This is a genomic window from Gilliamella sp. B14448G11 (assembly GCF_016101765.1).
GTDB classification, from domain to species: domain Bacteria; phylum Pseudomonadota; class Gammaproteobacteria; order Enterobacterales; family Orbaceae; genus Gilliamella; species Gilliamella apicola_N.
Genome location: NZ_JACFPX010000005.1, coordinates 11,980 through 31,750 on the forward strand (window position 1 = coordinate 11,980; position 19,771 = coordinate 31,750).

General features: G+C 34.0%; 18 protein-coding genes. 13 read left to right on the forward strand and 5 right to left on the reverse strand.

The features are described from left to right. Positions 1-66 precede the first annotated feature (66 nt). On the forward strand, positions 67-777 hold the full coding sequence (gene deoC / locus H3S88_RS05180; RefSeq protein ID WP_198227892.1) for a deoxyribose-phosphate aldolase: 711 nt from the start codon (positions 67-69) through the stop codon (positions 775-777). 100 nt (positions 778-877) lie between these two features. Here deoC and H3S88_RS05185 read toward each other — a convergent pair whose 3' ends face one another. From H3S88_RS05185 to H3S88_RS05195, 3 genes are all read right to left on the reverse strand, one after another. Beyond that, positions 878-1,606 (reverse strand): GntR family transcriptional regulator, encoded by a 729-nt coding sequence (locus tag H3S88_RS05185; protein WP_039126847.1) that lies wholly within the window; start codon positions 1,604-1,606, stop codon positions 878-880. 632 nt (positions 1,607-2,238) lie between these two features. Then, the gene (gene manA / locus H3S88_RS05190) at positions 2,239-3,426 is read right to left on the reverse strand and encodes a mannose-6-phosphate isomerase, class I (protein WP_198227890.1); all 1,188 of its coding nucleotides are present in this window, start codon (positions 3,424-3,426) and stop codon (positions 2,239-2,241) included. Between the two features lie 171 nt (positions 3,427-3,597). Beyond that, the gene (locus H3S88_RS05195; protein ID WP_039126852.1) at positions 3,598-4,782 is read right to left on the reverse strand and encodes a carbohydrate porin; all 1,185 of its coding nucleotides are present in this window, start codon (positions 4,780-4,782) and stop codon (positions 3,598-3,600) included. Positions 4,783-5,129: 347 nt separating this feature from the next. Here H3S88_RS05195 and prfA point away from each other — a divergent pair, with 347 nt between their 5' ends. From prfA to H3S88_RS05220, 5 genes are all read left to right on the forward strand, one after another. Next, positions 5,130-6,215 (forward strand): peptide chain release factor 1, encoded by a 1,086-nt coding sequence (gene prfA, locus H3S88_RS05200; protein ID WP_039126855.1) that lies wholly within the window; start codon positions 5,130-5,132, stop codon positions 6,213-6,215. Next, the gene (gene prmC / locus H3S88_RS05205; protein ID WP_039126859.1) at positions 6,212-7,048 is read left to right on the forward strand and encodes a peptide chain release factor N(5)-glutamine methyltransferase; all 837 of its coding nucleotides are present in this window, start codon (positions 6,212-6,214) and stop codon (positions 7,046-7,048) included. The genes prfA and prmC overlap by 4 nt, the downstream gene beginning before the upstream one ends. A 16-nt stretch (positions 7,049-7,064) precedes the next feature. Further along, positions 7,065-7,919, forward strand: coding sequence for a 3-deoxy-8-phosphooctulonate synthase (gene kdsA / locus H3S88_RS05210; RefSeq protein WP_086308427.1), 855 nt, complete (start codon positions 7,065-7,067; stop codon positions 7,917-7,919). Positions 7,920-8,372: 453 nt separating this feature from the next. After that, positions 8,373-9,788, forward strand: a complete 1,416-nt coding sequence (locus H3S88_RS05215; RefSeq protein WP_198227888.1) for an OprD family outer membrane porin — start codon at positions 8,373-8,375, stop codon at positions 9,786-9,788. Between the two features lie 9 nt (positions 9,789-9,797). Next, the gene (locus tag H3S88_RS05220) at positions 9,798-12,476 is read left to right on the forward strand and encodes a beta-N-acetylhexosaminidase (RefSeq protein WP_198227886.1); all 2,679 of its coding nucleotides are present in this window, start codon (positions 9,798-9,800) and stop codon (positions 12,474-12,476) included. 102 nt (positions 12,477-12,578) lie between these two features. Here H3S88_RS05220 and rraB read toward each other — a convergent pair whose 3' ends face one another. Beyond that, the gene (gene rraB / locus H3S88_RS05225; RefSeq protein ID WP_039126862.1) at positions 12,579-12,974 is read right to left on the reverse strand and encodes a ribonuclease E inhibitor RraB; all 396 of its coding nucleotides are present in this window, start codon (positions 12,972-12,974) and stop codon (positions 12,579-12,581) included. A gap of 71 nt (positions 12,975-13,045) precedes the next feature. On the opposite strand from rraB, the gene H3S88_RS05230 reads away from it, so the two are divergent. The 6 genes from H3S88_RS05230 (at position 13,046) to H3S88_RS05255 (ending at position 18,203) form a co-directional block, all read left to right on the forward strand. Beyond that, the gene (locus tag H3S88_RS05230) at positions 13,046-13,879 is read left to right on the forward strand and encodes a PHP domain-containing protein (protein WP_144091893.1); all 834 of its coding nucleotides are present in this window, start codon (positions 13,046-13,048) and stop codon (positions 13,877-13,879) included. A 45-nt stretch (positions 13,880-13,924) separates the two neighbouring features. Continuing rightward, positions 13,925-14,545 carry an L-threonylcarbamoyladenylate synthase gene (locus H3S88_RS05235; protein ID WP_039126866.1) on the forward strand — a complete coding sequence of 207 codons (621 nt, stop codon included), beginning with the start codon at positions 13,925-13,927 and terminating at the stop codon, positions 14,543-14,545. A 21-nt stretch (positions 14,546-14,566) separates the two neighbouring features. After that, positions 14,567-15,076 (forward strand): DUF3592 domain-containing protein, encoded by a 510-nt coding sequence (locus tag H3S88_RS05240; RefSeq protein ID WP_198227884.1) that lies wholly within the window; start codon positions 14,567-14,569, stop codon positions 15,074-15,076. 175 nt (positions 15,077-15,251) lie between these two features. Next, positions 15,252-16,142 carry a 23S rRNA pseudouridine(2605) synthase RluB gene (gene rluB / locus H3S88_RS05245; RefSeq protein ID WP_039126869.1) on the forward strand — a complete coding sequence of 297 codons (891 nt, stop codon included), beginning with the start codon at positions 15,252-15,254 and terminating at the stop codon, positions 16,140-16,142. Between the two features lie 263 nt (positions 16,143-16,405). Further along, the gene (locus tag H3S88_RS05250) at positions 16,406-17,797 is read left to right on the forward strand and encodes a hypothetical protein (protein WP_198227883.1); all 1,392 of its coding nucleotides are present in this window, start codon (positions 16,406-16,408) and stop codon (positions 17,795-17,797) included. A 190-nt stretch (positions 17,798-17,987) separates the two neighbouring features. After that, entirely contained in the window at positions 17,988-18,203 is a 216-nt protein-coding gene (locus H3S88_RS05255) for a hypothetical protein (RefSeq protein WP_198227881.1), read from the forward strand. Positions 18,204-18,306: 103 nt separating this feature from the next. Here H3S88_RS05255 and H3S88_RS05260 read toward each other — a convergent pair whose 3' ends face one another. Then, entirely contained in the window at positions 18,307-19,257 is a 951-nt protein-coding gene (locus tag H3S88_RS05260) for a YafY family protein (RefSeq protein WP_255519172.1), read from the reverse strand. A gap of 133 nt (positions 19,258-19,390) precedes the next feature. Between H3S88_RS05260 and H3S88_RS05265 the strand changes: the two genes are divergently transcribed. Beyond that, positions 19,391-19,771, forward strand: a complete 381-nt coding sequence (locus H3S88_RS05265; protein WP_198227878.1) for a VOC family protein — start codon at positions 19,391-19,393, stop codon at positions 19,769-19,771.

The window sequence follows — 19,771 nt, forward strand, 5'->3', positions numbered from 1 at the left end:
GTTATTGACAATACTGTTAATATTTTTAATATATGTTTTTACATATATAAATAACAAGGTGGAATTATGAATAAATATTCTTTGATACAATTAAGCCAACTTATTGATCACACTAACTTAAAACCTGATGCGACCAAAGCCATGATGGAAAAATTATGTCAGGAAGCAAAAAACTATCATTTTAAAATGGTGGCAATCAATCAGGTTCAGTCACAGCTTTGTGCGCAGCTATTGAAAGGAACGGGGGTTGATATCGGTGCTGCCATCGCTTTTCCGTTAGGGCAAACGACTATTGCTTCAAAATGTTTTGAAACTCAAAATGCTATTGAAAATGGTGCAACCGAAATTGATTATGTAATTAATATCTCAGAGTTAAAAGCAGGAAATTTACAATATATTGAAGATGAAATGACGCAAATAGTTAAAATTTGTCGACAACATAATGTGGTATCGAAAGTTATTTTTGAAAACTGTTATTTAACCGATGAAGAGAAGATCGCACTTTGTAAAATTGCGGTTAAAGTTAAACCTGATTTTATAAAAACTTCTACTGGATTTGGCACTTCAGGCGCCACTGTCGAGGATGTTAAATTAATGAAAAATCAGGTAGGTGATGCAGTTAAAGTTAAAGCGGCTGGCGGAATACGCAGTGCCGATATTTTCAAAAAAATGATTGCAGCCGGTGCACAACGAATTGGTACCAGTTCAGGCATAGCTATTATTGATGAGCTAAAACAGGAGTTAGTAGCAAGTAATAAAGATACGATCGAGCTTTAATCATCAATTTATTTAAATACTATCTGTCTTGATGCTGATTATCCTCGCAAACAACTAAATTGCGAGGATAATTTTTTCACATTAATTTGTTAAATGTGAGTTAACTTGCATGATTTAGTTCAAATACAAAAGAGTTAATATCACCACGATATTTAGAAATTGAGTACTCAATGGGGATCCGATCGTGAGTGAAAGCAATGGAATGGAAATAAAAAATCGGATCGCCTGCTTCTATATCCAATAGATCACTTGTGGTTTCGTCGGCTTTTAATACTTCAAGTTTGCGACGAATCTGTAAAATAGGAAAGTCCATCTTTTGTAATACTGAATACAGTTTTTCCTGAGTAAAATCATTATTGATGAAATTAGGTAAAAGTTTGGCGGGCAAATAAGTGGTAACTAATACCACAGGTTTACTTTCTGCATAGCGCAGGCGAACGAGCTTGTAGACATCTTCATACTCATTTATCTGCAAATTATTGGCAATATCAGCATTAGCTTTATCCAGCTTAAATGTAAGTACTTTAGTTTTAGGATGAAGTCCTTTCCGATTCATCTCGGAATCATAACTTTCAATAATGTGGGTAAATTCTTGACTGATCTTCTGTTGTTTAACAATCGTGCCTCGGCGTTTTCGACGTTCAAGGTAACCATCATTAACTAACTGCTGAATTGCTTGACGTACCGTTGGTCTACTGACTTGATAGATTTCAGTAAGTTCACATTCTTTCGGTATTAACTGCCCTTGAGGATAGACACCTGACTGTATTTTTTTTAATAGATCTTGTTGAATAGTCAAATGACGTGGCATTTTATTAATATGATTCATAATGATAGTAGTTTATTTGTTATGTTGCTACATATTAGTCGAAAGATTTTATTATGTAAAATTATTATCATAATTATCTTCGGTTTATTGTTGAAAAAGAGTAATAAAAGATTGTTTGATGATGCTAATGGTTCATTATTCTTGGCTAACACGAAAAGTCCGTGACACTATTTAACGATAATAAATCCGCTAAATCTGTCAAAAAATTTCAGGTTAACTATACGGTTAAGTATAAAAAGAGAAGCGATTTATTGATTCGAAGCATTAGTTAACACACTCAAGATTTGATGGCTAATGCGTTAAATATCATAAGCAACAAAATCTGAAACTTTTTGAATCATGATAATTTATGACACGATTTAATAATAATTAAGTCGCTAAATCTGTCAAAAAGTTTCAGGTTAACCATACGTTTGAGTATAAAAAAGAGAATCGAGTTATTGATTCGAAACGTTAGTTAACACACTCAAGATTTGATGGCTAATACATTAAATGTCATAAGCGACAAAAACTGAAACTTTTTGAATAATGATAATTTATGACACGATTTAATGATAATTAAGTCGCCAAATTTGTCAAAAAGTTTCAGGTTAACCATACGTTTGAGTATAAAAAATAAGTATATCTTTTATTTAATTTGAAACTTTTGCTAATACGCCTTGACCTTGATAACGATAAATTCTTGTATTATAGGCGACAAAAGCTGATTCACCTTTAATCAGTGTCAGTGTTACCGATTTTGTTGTTAAAGTGATGTTGCCCTCAATGCAAAATAGTATCTGCGGACTGGTTACCTTTTCATCTCTTGCTTGATTATCACTTTCAATAATTTCAAACTTAAAATCATCAACAGGAATAGGAAAATCAATTTTATTTTGATGAATAACAGGCGAAGTTAATAACTTATCTAAACTAAGGCTATTAAACTGGGTATTTTTCAATAATTCATCGACATCTAAATGCTTATTGGTCAAACCTGCCCGTAATACATTATCCGAGCTTGCCATCACTTCAAGTCCAGTACCACTTAAATAAGCATGCGGTGTTTGAGCGGATAAAAACATGGCTTGCGTTGGTTGCAGTTCAATAACATTTAAGATTAATGGCATAAATACCCCAATATCATTTGGGTAATCCTTAGCAAGAGTTTTAATGGTTAAATAAGGCTCGTTTGAAAACGGTTCAATATTAGTTAACAATTGGTTAATCGCTTGCTCTTTTCTTTCTGGAGATAGTGTTAGCAATGCCTGAAAAAACAGCTTTAATTGTTGTTCATTTGCATAATTTTGCAATTGTTCAAGTTCATTGCTTAATGCCGTAACATTAATTTCCTTAAACAACTGCAAAATTTCAGTAATAGGGCGAAAAGAGCGCAGGGCCTTAAATGGCGTTAGAGCATAAATCAGCTCTGGTTTGTGGTTAGGATCTTTATAATTGCGCTTAGGATCATCTAAAGCGATACCTAATTGATTCTCTTTTGCAAAACCTTGTTCGGCATTTAACTTAGTTGGGTGTACTTGTATCGATAATGCTTTATTTGCTGATAGTACTTTAAATAAGTAGGGAAGAGCAGAATATTGTTGATGAGTTTTAGCACCTAACGTTTCTAAAGGATGTTTTTTAATAAGATCATCAAGTCTGATTTTTTTATGATGATTATCGATAGCCAATGAACATCCCATTGGGTGAGCGCCCATCCAGATTTCAGCAATGGGTTTTTTCGTTGGATTTTTGATAGCAAACAATCTAGGTATATCCTCAATACTTCCCCAATCGTAATTTTTAACACTATTTTCAAGTTTCCATATGGTTTGGTGCATAAATTTAATCCTCTAGTTTTTCAGTTATATCCATACTATTTAATACTTGTTATAGGCTACTATACTCTTTGTAATCATCAATGCATAACCTAAAAACAAACCAATATATTGCAATAAATTGGTTTGTTTTAGAAGTCATATTACTGTTCGCTTTGCATTACTGGTAATTAATTAATAAAAATATTTAAATCTTATACGAGCACCGTATCGATCATCAGTATTATCACCATGTGATTTATTTCTATCTAATAATGACCAATAAGCACCTAAATAAATATTAAAATTATCCATATCCAATACATTATCAATCAAATAAGAGGCATTAACGGTGTGAATTTTATATTTGCCTTTGCTATTAATATGCCCATCTTTAATTTTATTTTCTGGATTAAATTTTTTAATATTATTGTTGGCATAGTAGTAACCTAGCCCAACTTTTTCCCAGATGATATCGGCACCGATGGTCATGTCATTTTCATCTTTGGCACTCATATAAGCAAAGCTGGTATTGATTTTGAGACCTTTGTTTTCCGCCCCCCAATCACCTTCACTGTTCCAAGAAAAAGTTGCGCCATAACCAGTACGCTGTGATTGATCGCGGAATTTACCATTTTTGTCGTAATACCCATACGCGTTTTTTACCACATTGGTTTCAGCTGCGATGGCGGTTGAGAAACTATTATTTTTCCAAGATAAAACGGGGCGAACATATACTACATTTTTCTTTTTCTCAATGTCATAACCGTGATAGGTCGATTTATTAAACATTTTTTCGCCGTTATTGACTAACGCATTGACTTCTAAATTGAAATTATTCAAAAAAGGCTTATTTAATTGGATGCTACCACCGTTTTTACTGCGTCCGCGACCTTCTTTCATCATATAAATATAGCCAAAACCATCTTCATAGATATCATTAGCCGTATTGCCTGAATATTCAATAAAAGTATCTTGACCAAGAGGAAACATATCATAGGCTTCGTAACGTCCTACTTTGATGCTCCATTCTTGTTTTTGTCCAAAATAAAAAGCCGCATCATCCAAATTCATATCTCCCCCCAGATCAGCCAGTGGTTGTACCACAAAACCCGCAAAATTATGACCATTTATTTCGCGATACCCATCTAAACCTATCAAAATTCGACCATTAATATCCCAGCGATCTTTATCAGCAGGTTTATTTTTTTTCTCGGCACTTTCTTTTAGTGAGCTAAGTTGTTGCTTGCTACTTGCAGCATCAACATTTATTTCAACATCGCCATAGAGTTTAAGTTTGCCTTGTGGGGTATCCCACTCAATTGCAGCATTGGCCATTGAACTCAACCCTATTAAACTGAATATAACTATTTTTTTCATAAAACTAACCCCTCAACCGTTTTGTATTATTTCATTGTTTGTAGGATGTATGCGATAACATTATATTGAAAAGTAATGTCAATTATTATTTATGTAACTACTTAAAAAATAATAAATGATATCGTTTACATTTATGATGTTATAGGCTGATGAGTATTTTTCAAACTTCAAAAATCTATTTATGTGACAGGTGTAACATTTTTAATTTTAATTTATCTCAGATTCTTAATTTTGAGGTTAACAAAAATGTTCAAGCTATACGAAGATGAGCCTAAGCTATATTTTACGAGTGATTAAGTATATAATGTTAAGCATATCCTATTAATTTAAGTTAAAGTTATATATTTATGAAATCTTCAATTATCAGTAAGTTAGAAACATTGCAAGAACGTTATGAAGAAGTTCAAGCATTATTATCTGACCCTTCGGTAATCGCCGATCAAAATCGCTTTCGCACACTTTCTAAAGAATATGCACAATTAGGTGGTGTAGTGAAGTGTTTTGCTAGCTGGAAGCAAACTCAAGAAAATATTGAAACCGCTAAAATGATGCTTTCTGATCCAGAAATGAGTGAAATGGCTCAAGAAGAGCTGAATGAAGCTTTAGGACAAGTGGAAGAACAAGAAAGACAGTTACAGGTATTATTATTACCAAAAGATCCGAATGATGATTATAACTGTTTTGTCGAAGTTCGCGCAGGAACCGGCGGAGATGAAGCGGCGATTTTTGCGGGTGATTTAGCTAGAATGTATACCCGTTATGCTGAATCACGTCGTTGGCGAGTTGAAATAATGAGCTCGAATGAGGGTGAGCATGGTGGCTATAAAGAAGTGATTATGCTAATTAGTGGCGATGGCGTCTACGGTAACTTAAAATTCGAATCGGGTGGTCATCGTGTTCAGCGTGTGCCTGAAACAGAGTCTCAAGGACGTATTCATACTTCTGCGTGTACTGTTGCTGTTTTACCAGAAATCCCTGAAGCGGAAATGCCTGAAATCAATCCAGCCGATTTAAAAATCGATACTTATCGTTCATCGGGTGCGGGTGGTCAGCACGTTAATACTACCGATTCAGCTATTCGTATTACCCACTTGCCAACGGGAATTGTTGTTGAGTGTCAAGATGAACGTTCACAACATAAAAATAAAGCCAAAGCCATGTCTGTGTTAGCTGCTCGTATTCAGGATGCTGAAATACGTAAACGTCAACAAGAAGAAGCGTCAACTCGGCGTAATCTTTTAGGTTCTGGCGATCGCTCAGATAGAATTAGAACCTATAACTATCCACAAGGGCGAGTGACCGATCATCGAATCAACCTGACTATCTATCGCTTAGACGAAGTAATGGAAGGTAAACTAGAAATGTTAATCGATCCAATTGTACAAGAATATCAAGCAGACCAACTTGCAGCTTTATCGGAACAGGATGAATGACATATTTAGAATGGCTTAAGGGCGCTTCACAAACATTAATTGATAGTGAAAGTCCTAAGCGTGATGCCGAAATTTTATTAAGTTTTGTCACACATAAAACACGCACATTTTTAATGGCATTTAGCGAAACCAAATTAACCGATGATGAGCTAATTGCCTTAGATAGAAATTTGAAACGTCGCCAAGCCGGTGAGCCTATCGCTTATATTACGGGTGAAAAAGAATTTTGGTCTTTGAAGTTTAATGTGTCAAACGCGACGTTAATCCCAAGACCCGATACTGAAAAATTGGTTGAGCTTAGTTTAGAATATTTACCTAAAGTACCGTGTGAAGTGTTAGATCTTGGTACTGGTACCGGTGCCATAGCCATTGCTATGGCAACTGAACGCCCAGATTGTTTATTTACTGGCGTTGAAAAAAATAATGATGCTTTAAATTTAGCTCAGAAAAATGCCAACCAGATTGGGGTTAATAACGTCTATTTTTTAAAAGGTGATTGGTATAAACCAATAAAAAACCGTAAATTTTCAATGATAACCAGTAATCCGCCTTATATCGAACCCACAGATATTCATTTATCACAAGGCGATGTTCGATTCGAACCGAAAAGCGCCTTAGTATCTGAAGATGAGGGATTAGCTGATATTAAATTGATTGTTCAAGGAGCAACGAAACATCTAAATCAATATGGCTGGCTACTCATCGAACATGGCTGGAAACAAGGCGAAGCCGTACAGACCATTTTTAAACAACACGGATTTCAATTAGTTGAAACTTTCACCGACTATAGTGGCAATGATAGGGTCACGCTCGGTCGCTGGTTTAAACCTTAACAAGGATAATTTTATGATGAAACAAAAAAGAGTAAACGTTGGTGATATTACCGTAGCCAATGATCTACCATTTGTGTTATTTGGTGGTATGAACGTACTTGAATCACGTGATTTGGCTATGAAAATTTGTGAACATTATGTCACTGTAACGGATAAATTAAATATCCCTTATATTTTCAAAGCATCTTTTGACAAAGCCAATCGATCATCAATTCACTCGTATCGTGGACCCGGCTTAGAAGAAGGGTTAAAAATCTTCCAAGAACTTAAACAGCAGTTTGGCATAAAAATCATTACTGATGTTCACACTGAAGAGCAATGTCAACCCGTTGCTGATGTGGTTGATGTCATTCAATTACCTGCCTTTTTAGCCAGACAAACGGATCTAGTGGTTGCAATGGCAAAAACAGGTGCAGTGATTAATGTTAAAAAACCACAATTTGTCAGCCCTGGTCAAATGGGGAATATTGTGGAAAAATTCGAAGAAGCGGGTAACAACAAAGTGATTCTTTGTGATCGCGGTAGCTGTTTTGGTTATGACAATTTAGTCGTTGATATGCTTGGTTTTAATATCATGAAAAAAGCCAGCAAAGGCTCACCGGTGATTTTTGATGTCACTCATGCACTCCAATGTCGTGACCCTATGGGTGCAGCCTCTGGCGGACGACGAGGTCAAGTGACTGAACTTGCCCGTTCAGGTATGGCGGTAGGTATAGCTGGACTATTTTTAGAATCACATCCTGATCCAAATCACGCAAAATGTGATGGTCCGTCAGCATTGCCATTAGCGAAACTGGAACCTTTCTTAAAACAGATGAAAGCGATTGATGAACTCGTAAAAAGTTTCGAAGAAATTGATACTGAAAGTTAATCTAATTCTATATTAAATTTCAATTTTAAAGATAAGGGAAATGCTGGGCATTTCTCTTTTTTTGCCTTACATTCCAAACCCGCCTTAACAAAAATCATGTTGATAATTTAATCTATCATAATAGTATAAATTATTTATTTAACCTGTTTTATCTCAATACATTATTATTTTTTAAAATAAAAAAAGTGAACTTTTTTTCAACTAAAATCATTCAAAATTAGATCTTTTTAGTGATTAGGATCACGAATTTAAATTATTTAATTTGCTAACTAAAATATGTTTATGCATTATAAAAATAGACATTTAGCTTCTTTTTTGGTTTAGCAAAGCTTTTTAAAAGTGTTAATGAAAACGTATAAAATAAAAATGGATTCAATTTTGAGTTAAATAGCGAGATCTTCTAACGAAGAATTGCTATTTAAATTAAATGGAATCGTTTTAAGGAAATAAATTATGAACCACTATAATAGATTAAACATTCCTCGTTCTTTGAGTTGTTTGACTAAACTCATCCTATCTTTGACCGTGTTAACCAGTGTTACACCCGTTTATGCTGCTTATGAAAGTAATTTTGTTGATGATTCGTCACTCACTGGCAATGTATTTTTCTGGAACCGTGATCGTGAAAGAAAAAATATCGACGAACATAAATATGAAAAAAACCTTAGGCACTCATCATTTAACACAAATTTAGATTTCAAGTCTGGTTATATTGCTGATCGATTTGCGATTGAATTAGGCGGTTATGGCGCTTGGGAAGTGAGTAACGGTGGTAATGGACATCCTAATGAAATCGGTTTTAGTGGCGCCAATACTCGATGGGGTGAAGATTGGAAAAAAGATGTCAGTGGACTCAGTTTTTATAAAGCATTAGTTAATTTTAAACTCGACGATAAATTTTGGCTCAGAGCAGGATATATCCAACCCTCAGGTCAAACGTTACTTGCTCCACATTGGAGTTTATTACCGGGCACTTATCGAGGTGTGGAATTCGGCACTTTGCTTGATTTCGATGATGCGGGTGCGTTATCCATGTCTTATATGTGGACAGATAAATATAAAGCACCTTGGTATAAACGACTTTATGAATTTAAACAATGGGGAAAAGGGAAAAAAATTGATTACCTCCATTCTGCTGGTTTGAAATATGACTTTAAAAACGATTTTGTAATAGAAAGTGCTTTCGGTCAGGCACAAAATTATATGAACCAATTTTTTGGTAAAGCCTCATATAAAACAGATGTATTTAATCATCCACTGACTATGAGCTACCAATTTTATGGCGCTAAAGATCAGTCTCACAAAGGTAAAAATGTTTATGATGGCTTAGCATGGTTGCAGGCCGCTACCTTAGGTTATCAAATGGGGCCTGTTGGTTTACGACTTGAAGGTGTTGTTGTTAAAGCAGAAGGGGAGCAAGGATTCTTTTTGCAACGTATGACGCCTGATTATGCTTCTTCAAATGGTCGATTAGATATCTGGTGGAATTCTCGCTCTGACTTTAATGCCAATGGTGAAAAAGCACTATTTGCAGAAATCACTTATGATTTAGGGGACTTATCAAATTACTTAACAGGGTGGAGAACAGGTGCTTCTTATGCTTATGGTTGGGATGCAAAACCAAGCACAAACAAACAATTTAATCAGAAAAAACGTTTAATTGAATCAGCTTATAACTTTGATTTAGGTTATACCGTACAAAATGGTTGGATAAAAGATACCTCTTTGCAACTTCATTTTACCAAATATAACAATCACACCAATATCCCAAGTTGGGGAGGTGGATATGGCAATATCTTCCAAGATGAACGCGATATCAAATTTATTGTTACTGTACCTTTCACCGTTTTCAATGCTAAACATAAATAGGTAATCGTCATGAAAAAGTTTAAATCAGCTATTATTGCTACATCCATAGCAACATTATTAAGTATGGGAGCAACACAATCTGCTAGTGCTTCACAAAAAATTGTAGATACCATGAGTTCACAATTACGTCTAAATTATCAAATCGTGGATAATGATGCTGTAAATCATGGAATAGATTGTGCGGCATTGGGTGCAGATTGGGCATCATGTAACAAAGTGACCTTAACCCTTAAAAATACAGGGTCTGCGATTACTGACAAAGATTGGGCAATCTATTTTCATAATATTCGAATGATCTTAGCGGTAAACAATGATCAATTTAAAATTACCCATGTCACCGGTGACCTACACAAGCTTGAACCTACGGAGAAATTCAAAAATATTCCCGCAAATGCTGTTGTGACTATTCCGATCATTGGTGAATATTGGCAAATCAGTGAAAGTGATGTTATGCCTAGATGGTATGTGACCTCATCAAAAGCTGAACCAAAAGTGATTGCCAATACCGATACCGATTCTGATAATCTCTCTGCATTTGTAAAACCATTAGGCGAACAATGGAAAATCTCGCCAAATGATCATAATGTTTTAATGACGCCTGAAAATCGTTATCAACGTAACAAAGATATACAAGAAATTAACGAAGAGTTGTTAAAAGGGCAAATTTTACCGACTCCATCTAAACTTACTGTTGGTAAAGAGACAATTACCCTAAATGAAAATGGCGTTAATTTAGTGCTTAATCACTTATCAAAAGAGAGTAAATCAGTATTAGAGGAACATTTTAGAAAACTAGAGATTGCTGTTAGCAGTAAAGGTTTTAACATTAATGCTTCAATTGATAAAAGTGCATTTAAAAAAGGTGTAAAAGGGAGTTATAAATTAGAGATAACGCCTCAAGGAGCAACCATTTTAGCCTTTGATGAAAGCGGAATTTTTTATGGTGTAGAATCGATATTATCAGTAATACATGCTAAAAACCCTCAAGTTATACCTACACTTTCAGCCGAGGATGCTCCTCGATTTGAATATCGAGGAATGATGTTAGATACCGGTCGAAACTTTAAAAGTAAAGAAGCGGTATTACAGTTACTTGATACGATGTCAAAATATAAAATGAATAAATTTCATTTCCATTTAAGTGACGATGAAGGTTGGCGAATTGAAATTCCGGGTTTACCTGAATTGACCGAGTTTGGAAGCAAACGCTGTCATGATTTAAGTGAGACAAAATGCTTATTACCACAACTCGGATCGGGTCCAAATAGCAACAATAGTGGCAGTGGATACTTTACTCGAAATGATTATATTGAAATAGTGAAGTATGCAAATGCTCGATTTATTGAAGTCATCCCAGAAATAGATATGCCTGCACATGCTAGAGCGGCGATTATGTCGATGGAAGTGAGATATCAACGCCTAATGAATAAAGGTCAAGAACAACAAGCTAATGAATATCGATTAGTCGATCCAACCGATACATCAAATACGACCACAGTACAATTTTATAATCGACAAAGTTATCTTAATCCGTGTTTAGATTCTTCGAAAAAATTTGTGAATAAAGTCATTAGTGAAATAGCCAAAATGCATGCTGAAGCTAAACAACCAATTTCAACTTGGCATTTTGGTGGTGATGAAGCGAAAAATATTCATTTTGGTAATGGCTACCAAGATATTAATGCCGCTCAAAAAGAGGCGGGTAAAGGTTTAATTGATCAAAGTATTGAAGATCATCCATGGGCAAAATCACAAGCTTGCCAAACCTTTGTTAACAAAGGGATTGTTAAAAACATTGAGCATCTACCAAGTCATTTTGCTGTCGAAGTGAGTAAAATCATTAAAAACAACGGAATTAATCGCATGCAAGTATGGCAAGATGGCGTAAAATTCGCAACCGATGCCAAATCTTTTGCCACCGATGAAGTGATTGTCAATTTCTGGGATAGTTTGTATTGGGGGGGATATGATTCAGTAAATGAATTCGCCAATAAAGGCTATAAAGTTATTGTATCTAACCCTGATTATGTCTATTTAGATATGCCTTACGAAGTTAATCCAAAAGAAAGTGGTTACTATTGGGCTTCTCGTTTCAATGATGAACGCAAAATATTCAGTTTTGCGCCCGATAACTTATCACAGAATGCAGAAACATCGTTTGATCGTAATGGTGATGCATTTGCTGCAAAAGGCACTATGAATTGGCCGGGCGCATATGGATTATCCGCTCAAATTTGGACTGAAAATATTCGCACAGATGATAAAATGGCTTACATGGCTTATCCTCGATTGCTCAGTGTTGCAGAGCGTGCATGGCATAAAGCCGATTGGGAGACAAATTATCAAAAAGATCGCCAATTCCAACAAGGCGAAACCCATTATGTTGATCAGCAAAAGCTTTTCAATGATTGGAATCAATTTGCCAATTTAATCGGTCAACGAGAATTAGCTAAATTAGATGCAGCTTCAATTAATTATCGTCTACCTGTCCCGGGTGCGAAGATTGAAAATGGTAAATTGATCGCGAACATCGTCTTCCCTGGTTTAAGTATTGAATATTCAATTGATAAAGGTAATCAGTGGCAACGCTATCAAGGTCCTACTGCCATTAAGAAAGGTGAAAGTGTCATTATTCGTAGTGTCTCGCCAAATAAACAAAGGACCAGTCGCATTGAAATTGTGAAATAAATTAATATTAATCATTATTCTTATCCGTTATTTAACGGATAAGAATAAAATAAAGAAGAATAAATAATCGATAAAACAAATAGATTAAAAATATCACCCCTATTAATGAAGCGTTTCCATATTATCATCAACCTCATTAAAATCATCACTGCCATCTTCAAAATAGGTTCCCCAACCATCATAATTGACACCAAATTGGTTAGTTAATGTGATGATTTCCGCTATTTGGGCATTAATTAATTCTGCATTAAGTGGACTTTCCGCCACAATATCAAACCCGATAACAACATTGCCAGTATCATCTACATCTTCATCAGGGTCGGTAGCTTCATAACCTAATTTATAAGCTTCTACAGCGACTTTTTCAAGTAGATCAAAATTTTGTGATGAGATATGATGTTCAATAATATAAAGCGCATGAGGATCGCTACCATCTTCTAATAGTTCTTCAATAATAGCGTTAGTATCTTGTTGAGCAAGCATAATTTGATCTTTCATAATTTACCTTTTAGTGGTCATGCAATTTGTGTGGTATATTACACGTTTAAAAATAATTTTCGAGAAAAAAAGTGATCGTTGATTTACATTCGCATACAACTGCGTCAGATGGCATATTGACACCTAGTGAACTGGTCAAAAGAGCAGCTGATAATCAAATCAGTATGTTAGCAATTACCGATCATGATACTATCAAAGGTCTGTTAGAGGCAAAAAACACGATAGAACGTGACAATTTACCCGTTAAATTAATTTATGGCGTTGAAGTGTCAACAATTTGGAAGAATAATGAAATTCATATTGTTGGATTAAATATCGATATTGAAAATTCACCGTTGCTTGAATTGTTATCAGCCCAAGAACAAGGTCGAATTGATAGAGCAATAAGTATTGATCAAAAATTGGCGAAAGTTAGCATTGATAATGCATATCAACAAGCACAACAATTTTCGAAAGGTGATATTGTATCACGTGCCCATTTTGCCCGTTTTTTAGTGGCCAATGGTCATGTTAAAGATGTTAAACAAGCATTTAAAAAATATTTAGGCAAAAGTGGTTATGCTTATGTGCCTGCAAAATGTTGCTCTATTGGTGATGCGGTTAATGCTATTCATGCAGCAGGTGGGCAAGCAGTACTTGCTCATCCTAGTCGTTATGATTTAACGTTAACTAAATTAAAAACCTTAATTGGTGAATTTAAAGAATATGGTGGTGATGCAATGGAAGTATCACAAAGCCGACAAACACAAGATGATTTACAACGATTGGCAAAATTAGCTAATGAATTCGGATTATTGGCATCTCAAGGTTCCGATTTTCATGATTTGGTTAATTATCTTGATTTAGGTAAAACCACACCTTTGCCAGCCAGTGTGACACCAATCTGGCATAATTGGAATGACTAAATAAAAAAACGAAACTTAACCATAACACTAATATAGAAGAAAACTATGAGCCAAACTTTTTATATTCATCCTGATAATCCACAAACAAGATTATTAGATCAAGTTGTCAAAATTTTAAATGATGGTGGCGTTATCGCTTTTCCGACAGATTCAGGTTATTCACTAGGCTGCTTGCTCGATAATAAGTATGGTGTTGATCGCATTTGCCAAATTCGCCAGCTTGATAAATATCACAACTTTACTTTAATGTGTCGCGATCTTTCGGAACTATCATCTTACGCTTTTGTTGATAACACGACTTTCCGTCTCTTGAAGAATAATACCCCCGGTAAATATGTCTTTATTTTGCAAGCCAGCAAAGAAGTACCTCGTCGATTAATGAATGAAAAACGTAAAACCATTGGTTTACGTATTCCTGATAATAAAATTGATTTAGCATTACTTGAATTGTTAGGGCAACCATTAATGACAACCACATTAATTTTACCTAATGAAGATGAAGCCCAATCCGATCCTGAAGAGATTGAAGATAAAATTGGTCATCAACTTGATGCTATTGTGCATGGTGGATACATTGGTCCGCAACCTACAACAGTAATCGACTTAACTAATGACTATCCAGATATTATTCGTCAAGGCAGTGGTGATATAAGCCCGTTTATTTAATGTAACTTTCTGTATAGATTAATGAAATATAAAATAATTAAACCTTTTGCTTTGGGAGGTATATTTTTCTATTTGTTAAGTGCTTTGTGGGCTTACCTACAAATTGGTTTTATTAATGAATCAGACTCAACAATAGGTTATGTTACAAATTTTAAATATGAATATAGTCTTTTTAGAGACCGATATAATCATCATGGTTTAATTTATTATCCTATTGTTACTTTTACTGATAAAAATGAAAAAAAGAGAATCTTCACTTCATCACTTGGGTCTAGTCCCAGTCCTTATGATATAGGTCAACAGGTGAAAGTTCTTTATAATGATAACACAGCTAAAATATCGGATTTTAGGACACTTTGGTCTGGTATAATTTTTATCGCTTTTATGGGAACGATATTTAGTGCAATTGGATTTTATTTGCCTTATTTTTTGGCAAAACATTCTGAAAATTATAGAATTAATCTCTTAAACAGCAAACGACATAAACGCAAGCACAAATATAAAATACTTCGAAAGAATAAACGTAAATAAAATAATTATTTAGTAACATTAAAAATTTATACCTATTTTTTGTTGCAAATTGAGTAACTCAATATTCAACAAATAAAATTTACTAACTGTATCAAAATAATAAAATCGATTTTGATATAAGTTTTCACTTAAAGTTAAACAAATATGATACCTGTGAAGGTAGCGAGAACTGCTTATGAAAAACATAAAAGATAATACTGAAAAATTACAAAAGGTACTAGCCAATTTAGGCAATGGTTCACGGCGTGAGATTGAAGCCATGATAGCGGCAGGGAAGATCAGCGTTAACGGTAAAATTGCCAATTTAGGCGATCGTGTCGATGTCAGTGCTAACCCTAAAATTCGCATCAATGGGCATTTAATTCAACTAAGAAGTAAAGAAAAAGAGATCTGCCGAGTTCTGGCTTATTATAAACCAGAGGGTGAAATTTGTTCACGTAATGATCCTCAAGGTCGTGCGACGGTATTTGAACGATTGCCACGTTTAAAAAATGCACGTTGGATCAATATTGGTCGTTTAGACATCAATACGTCAGGACTTTTGTTATTTACTACTGATGGTGAATTGGCTAACCGTTTAATGCATCCAAGACATGAAATCGAACGTGAATATGCTGTGCGAGTGTTTGGTAATATTACCGATCAGCAAATTAATCAATTGCGCAAAGGTGTACAATTGGAAGACGGTCCTGCTTCATTTAATTCAATTAAAGCACAAGGTGGTGATGGTCTTAACCAATGGTTTAATGTCGTTATAACCGAAGGTCGTAATCGTGAAGTGCGTAGAATGTGGGAAGCCATCGATGTACAAGTAAGCCGCTTATTGCGTATTCGTTATGGCAACATCAACTTACCAAAAGGCTTATCACGCGGTACATGGATGGAACTAGGTATTGATTCTGTCAACTATTTACGTGAACTTGTGGGCTTACCAGCAGAAGTTAAAAGTTTTACTAAAACAACTTCATCATCGGACAAAAAAACGGTTAGACCAAAACGTATCAAATTGAATAATCCGTCTAAATCACCTCGCCGTGCTACGGCTAAAAAACCTACTCGAAAATAGAGTTATTCATCACCTCAATACATAATTTGTATTGAGGTATGCGCTCATCAAAAAATTGATTAATGTTAAAAATATTATTTTTTACGCTTTGTTATCATCGTTGTGGTATAGAAATATAGCATTAAATGAAAAATGCTAAGTATTTTTTTTTCATAAAATCGGCAAAAATAATTAAAGGCTATTTTAATTAACGTGTAACCCATCAAACTTGTTATATTCTAAATAGTTTGATAAAGGATGAATAATTATTGAAAGGAAATATTATGCGAATAGTAATAACCATTTTTGTCATTTTTTTTCTTACCGCTTGCCATACACGTACAAGTGAGGAAGCATATAAAGAGGGAAAATATCTAGAAAGTATCAGTTTATTAACTAACAATATTGAAGAAAAAGGCCTTAAAAAGTATGACAAAGATAAAGCCGAAAAGTTACGCACTTTAGTCACTAATGTTATGGAACATTATGAAACCAATCTAGCCAATACTTCAGACACCGATTATAAAAAACGTATTGATATCTACCAAAACTTACTTAAGATGAAAATGATGCTTAGGGATCGTTTTTATAGTTCAACGGTCGATTTTTTTAATAATAAATACGATTCGGAACAATTGGAGCAAACCATTGCTAAACAATATTACGATTATGCAAATTCAATAACGGGCACAGACAGTATAAGCTATAAGAACAAAGCCAATTTATACCAACGTGGTTTAGAACGATATAATTATAAAGATATTGAAAAACGGTATCAAAACGCCAATACGAAATATATGCAGGTTGCTGCCAAAGAATACTATGATTTAGGTAAAAAATTTGCACAAGAAAAAAACTACAAAGAGGCTGCAACGGCTTTTAGTAATGCTTCACAAGTTTATCAACCACTCGGTAAATATAGAGATAGTGATAAACGAGCAATTGAAAATGACAAAAAATATTGTACGCAACAAGCCGAGGCTGCTTATCAACAAGCCCAACAACTCTCTCAAAATGCCAGAAAGCGTCACGAGTTTCGAGAAGTGGCAGATTACTTTAACAAAGCAGTAAAAGTTTACCAGCCATATGGAAAATATCGTGATGCAAAAGCATTAGCTGAAACTTACCAAAAAAAGGGAATTGTTAAAGTCTACTATAATTCATCCCCATCTCAATTTACGAATGAAATTAGAGAATATATAGGCTCATATTATATTGAGTTTACCAATTACTTGAGTGAAGCAGATATTGATATACGAATTGACTACGATATTGATTTTAATGATCTTGGCAAATCAGCTAATTATGAAACAAAAACTGAACAGGTATTTGATAAATATGTCGAAGTGCCAGATAAAAAAGGGAGAATTACCAAACTCAAAAGCTATAAAGATCAGCGCTACACTATAGAAACAGAAACTCATAGCAATCAACTAACATTAACGACAAACATCATGGTTAACGGTATGTATAGCTATATTAAATCATTTAAAGTTAAAGAAACTTCCGCTAAATACAAATATATTTATAGTGGTGATGTACCATCAAAATATCGTAACTATAGTGAAGGAAGTTTAAAATCTCGAGATGAACTCTATAAGCAAGCCCAACAAGAACAACTAACCGAATTAAGGTCTAGATTAAAGGATATTGCTAATGATCTTTCTTACCTTTAATAGAAAGATTTAAGAGATGATAAAAAGTATCTTGAGGTTGATAATGGACATGTTGCACATACTTTTTTAGTAAATTGCACGACTACGTTAACACCTCAAGATACCAACTCTACAGCTAATTATCATAAAATAAGAATCATTTAGTAGTGAAAATAAAATTCAAATTGACTGATATATAATCGGTATCTGAATGAGGCCTATTTCGGTATGTATCAATACTGATGATTGTGCATTAATGCCTACAACTATTGCTAATGAACACGACGTGATGATGAAAACGGCAATCAAACATTTTGATATTGGTCATTGCCAAGCAGAAGAGTGGATTGAACGGATTCGTCAAAAGGGTGTAGATATTTTTGATTCAAATCATATTGATTGGAATAATATATTTGAGCAATATTAAGTATTGCTAATATAGCGAATAACGTTAATTTTCAATAAAGTTGATATGGCAACAAAAGGCTCTAAATTAATTGACATATCGGTTAAACGAAGTTGGAATTAATTCAAATTTTTTCTTCGTTATATAATCGCCTAAGTTTTTCGGTTCGTTGGATTAGTTTGTGACGGACGTGTTCAGGCTCTAAGCAGAGGCATTGATGCCCAAAACTCATTAATATACCGTAACTATAATCATCTTCGATAAAATCAAAATCGACTAGATATTTATTATCATCGAATGGATTTATATCTTTCTCATCACAATAATCTAATATGCGTTCTAAGATAGAGCTATCAATTAATAATTTTATTTTAAAGACCTTTTTTTTCATGTCTCGTTTAAATAAAGAAACCATGTCGGGATTCGATCTTTTAGTAAAATTTATGTCTGTTTTATGGACGTTAGACATTTTCAATAATTTAAATAGGCGAAAATCATTTCTATTTAAACAGTAACCTTGTAAGTACCACTCTTTTTCTTTAAATAATAGTTGGTAAGGCTCAATTAATCGAGAAATCGTATCATGTTTAATTTTTACATAATCAAACGATAACAGTAATTGCTGACTCAACGCCACTTTAATAATCGCTATTTTATTATTATTATTATTGTTTTGTTTTAAAAACCAAGGAGATAAATCCACAGCAAGTTGGTTCAGCTCATTGCCTAAATCATTAAGTTCTTGCTGAGTTAAAAAGCTTTTAATTTTTTCTTGAGTAAGGGATTTTTCATTGTCACTTAAAATTGGAGAAGATAATAAATTCAGACCTTTTAAAAGAACAGTCACATCATCTTTAGTAAATAGACCTTTACTGATTTTATAATCTTTTAAAATACTGATTCCGCCCTGACTTCCTGCATAAGTGATGATCGGAATTCCCGCACGTTCAATAACTTGTATATCTCGATAAATGGTGCGCAATGATACATCTAATTTTTCCGATAATACTTTAGCACTTATCCTATCTTTTTGAAGTAATATCATAATGATAGTAATTATACGGTTAATTTTCATATATTAAATTTTGAAATAATTGATCTTAAATTTTTAATATGACATACAGTTGTCAGGGTTACCTCATCATAATATAGATAACATAATTTAAATATATTAATTTTTTTATATATACTACAAAAAGGTAACCAAAATGTTTAAACCAAATAGCGTTATTATCTATGTTAAAAACATCGATATTAGTACCGATTTTTACACAAAAATACTTAAACAAAATCCTATTGAAACCTATCCAGGATTTACAGTCTTTTTATTGAAAGACGATTTTATTTTAGGATTACAACAAGCCGATCAAATCACACCTAGTGCGCCGAATTATTATGGTGGTTTTGAGCTCTCTTTTAGTGATGTAACAAAAGATAAGGTAGACGAAATTTATTCATTGTGGAAAAAGTTGAACGTAAAAATAGAACTTGAACCTCAAATGCTTGATTTTGGATATACTTGTGTTGGCAATGATCCAGACGGGCATCGCCTTAGAATTTGCGCCACTGACACCTCAAAGTTTGAATAA

Bases quoted from the DNA above. Each gene is read 5' to 3' on its own strand.
- H3S88_RS05235 (WP_039126866.1), top strand. From the start codon at position 13,925: ATGAGCCAAACTTTTTATATTCATCCTGATAATCCACAAACAAGATTA.
- H3S88_RS05265 (WP_198227878.1), top strand. From the start codon at position 19,391: ATGTTTAAACCAAATAGCGTTATTATCTATGTTAAAAACATCGATATT.
- kdsA (WP_086308427.1), top strand. From the start codon at position 7,065: ATGAAACAAAAAAGAGTAAACGTTGGTGATATTACCGTAGCCAATGAT.
- H3S88_RS05195 (WP_039126852.1), bottom strand. From the start codon at position 4,782: ATGAAAAAAATAGTTATATTCAGTTTAATAGGGTTGAGTTCAATGGCC.
- H3S88_RS05215 (WP_198227888.1), top strand. From the start codon at position 8,373: ATGAACCACTATAATAGATTAAACATTCCTCGTTCTTTGAGTTGTTTG.
- H3S88_RS05220 (WP_198227886.1), top strand. From the start codon at position 9,798: ATGAAAAAGTTTAAATCAGCTATTATTGCTACATCCATAGCAACATTA.
- prmC (WP_039126859.1), top strand. From the start codon at position 6,212: ATGACATATTTAGAATGGCTTAAGGGCGCTTCACAAACATTAATTGAT.
- manA (WP_198227890.1), bottom strand. From the start codon at position 3,426: ATGCACCAAACCATATGGAAACTTGAAAATAGTGTTAAAAATTACGAT.
- H3S88_RS05185 (WP_039126847.1), bottom strand. From the start codon at position 1,606: ATGAATCATATTAATAAAATGCCACGTCATTTGACTATTCAACAAGAT.
- deoC (WP_198227892.1), top strand. From the start codon at position 67: ATGAATAAATATTCTTTGATACAATTAAGCCAACTTATTGATCACACT.
- rraB (WP_039126862.1), bottom strand. From the start codon at position 12,974: ATGAAAGATCAAATTATGCTTGCTCAACAAGATACTAACGCTATTATT.
- H3S88_RS05255 (WP_198227881.1), top strand. From the start codon at position 17,988: ATGAGGCCTATTTCGGTATGTATCAATACTGATGATTGTGCATTAATG.
- H3S88_RS05250 (WP_198227883.1), top strand. From the start codon at position 16,406: ATGCGAATAGTAATAACCATTTTTGTCATTTTTTTTCTTACCGCTTGC.
- rluB (WP_039126869.1), top strand. From the start codon at position 15,252: ATGAAAAACATAAAAGATAATACTGAAAAATTACAAAAGGTACTAGCC.
- prfA (WP_039126855.1), top strand. From the start codon at position 5,130: ATGAAATCTTCAATTATCAGTAAGTTAGAAACATTGCAAGAACGTTAT.
- H3S88_RS05260 (WP_255519172.1), bottom strand. From the start codon at position 19,257: ATGAAAATTAACCGTATAATTACTATCATTATGATATTACTTCAAAAA.
- H3S88_RS05240 (WP_198227884.1), top strand. From the start codon at position 14,567: ATGAAATATAAAATAATTAAACCTTTTGCTTTGGGAGGTATATTTTTC.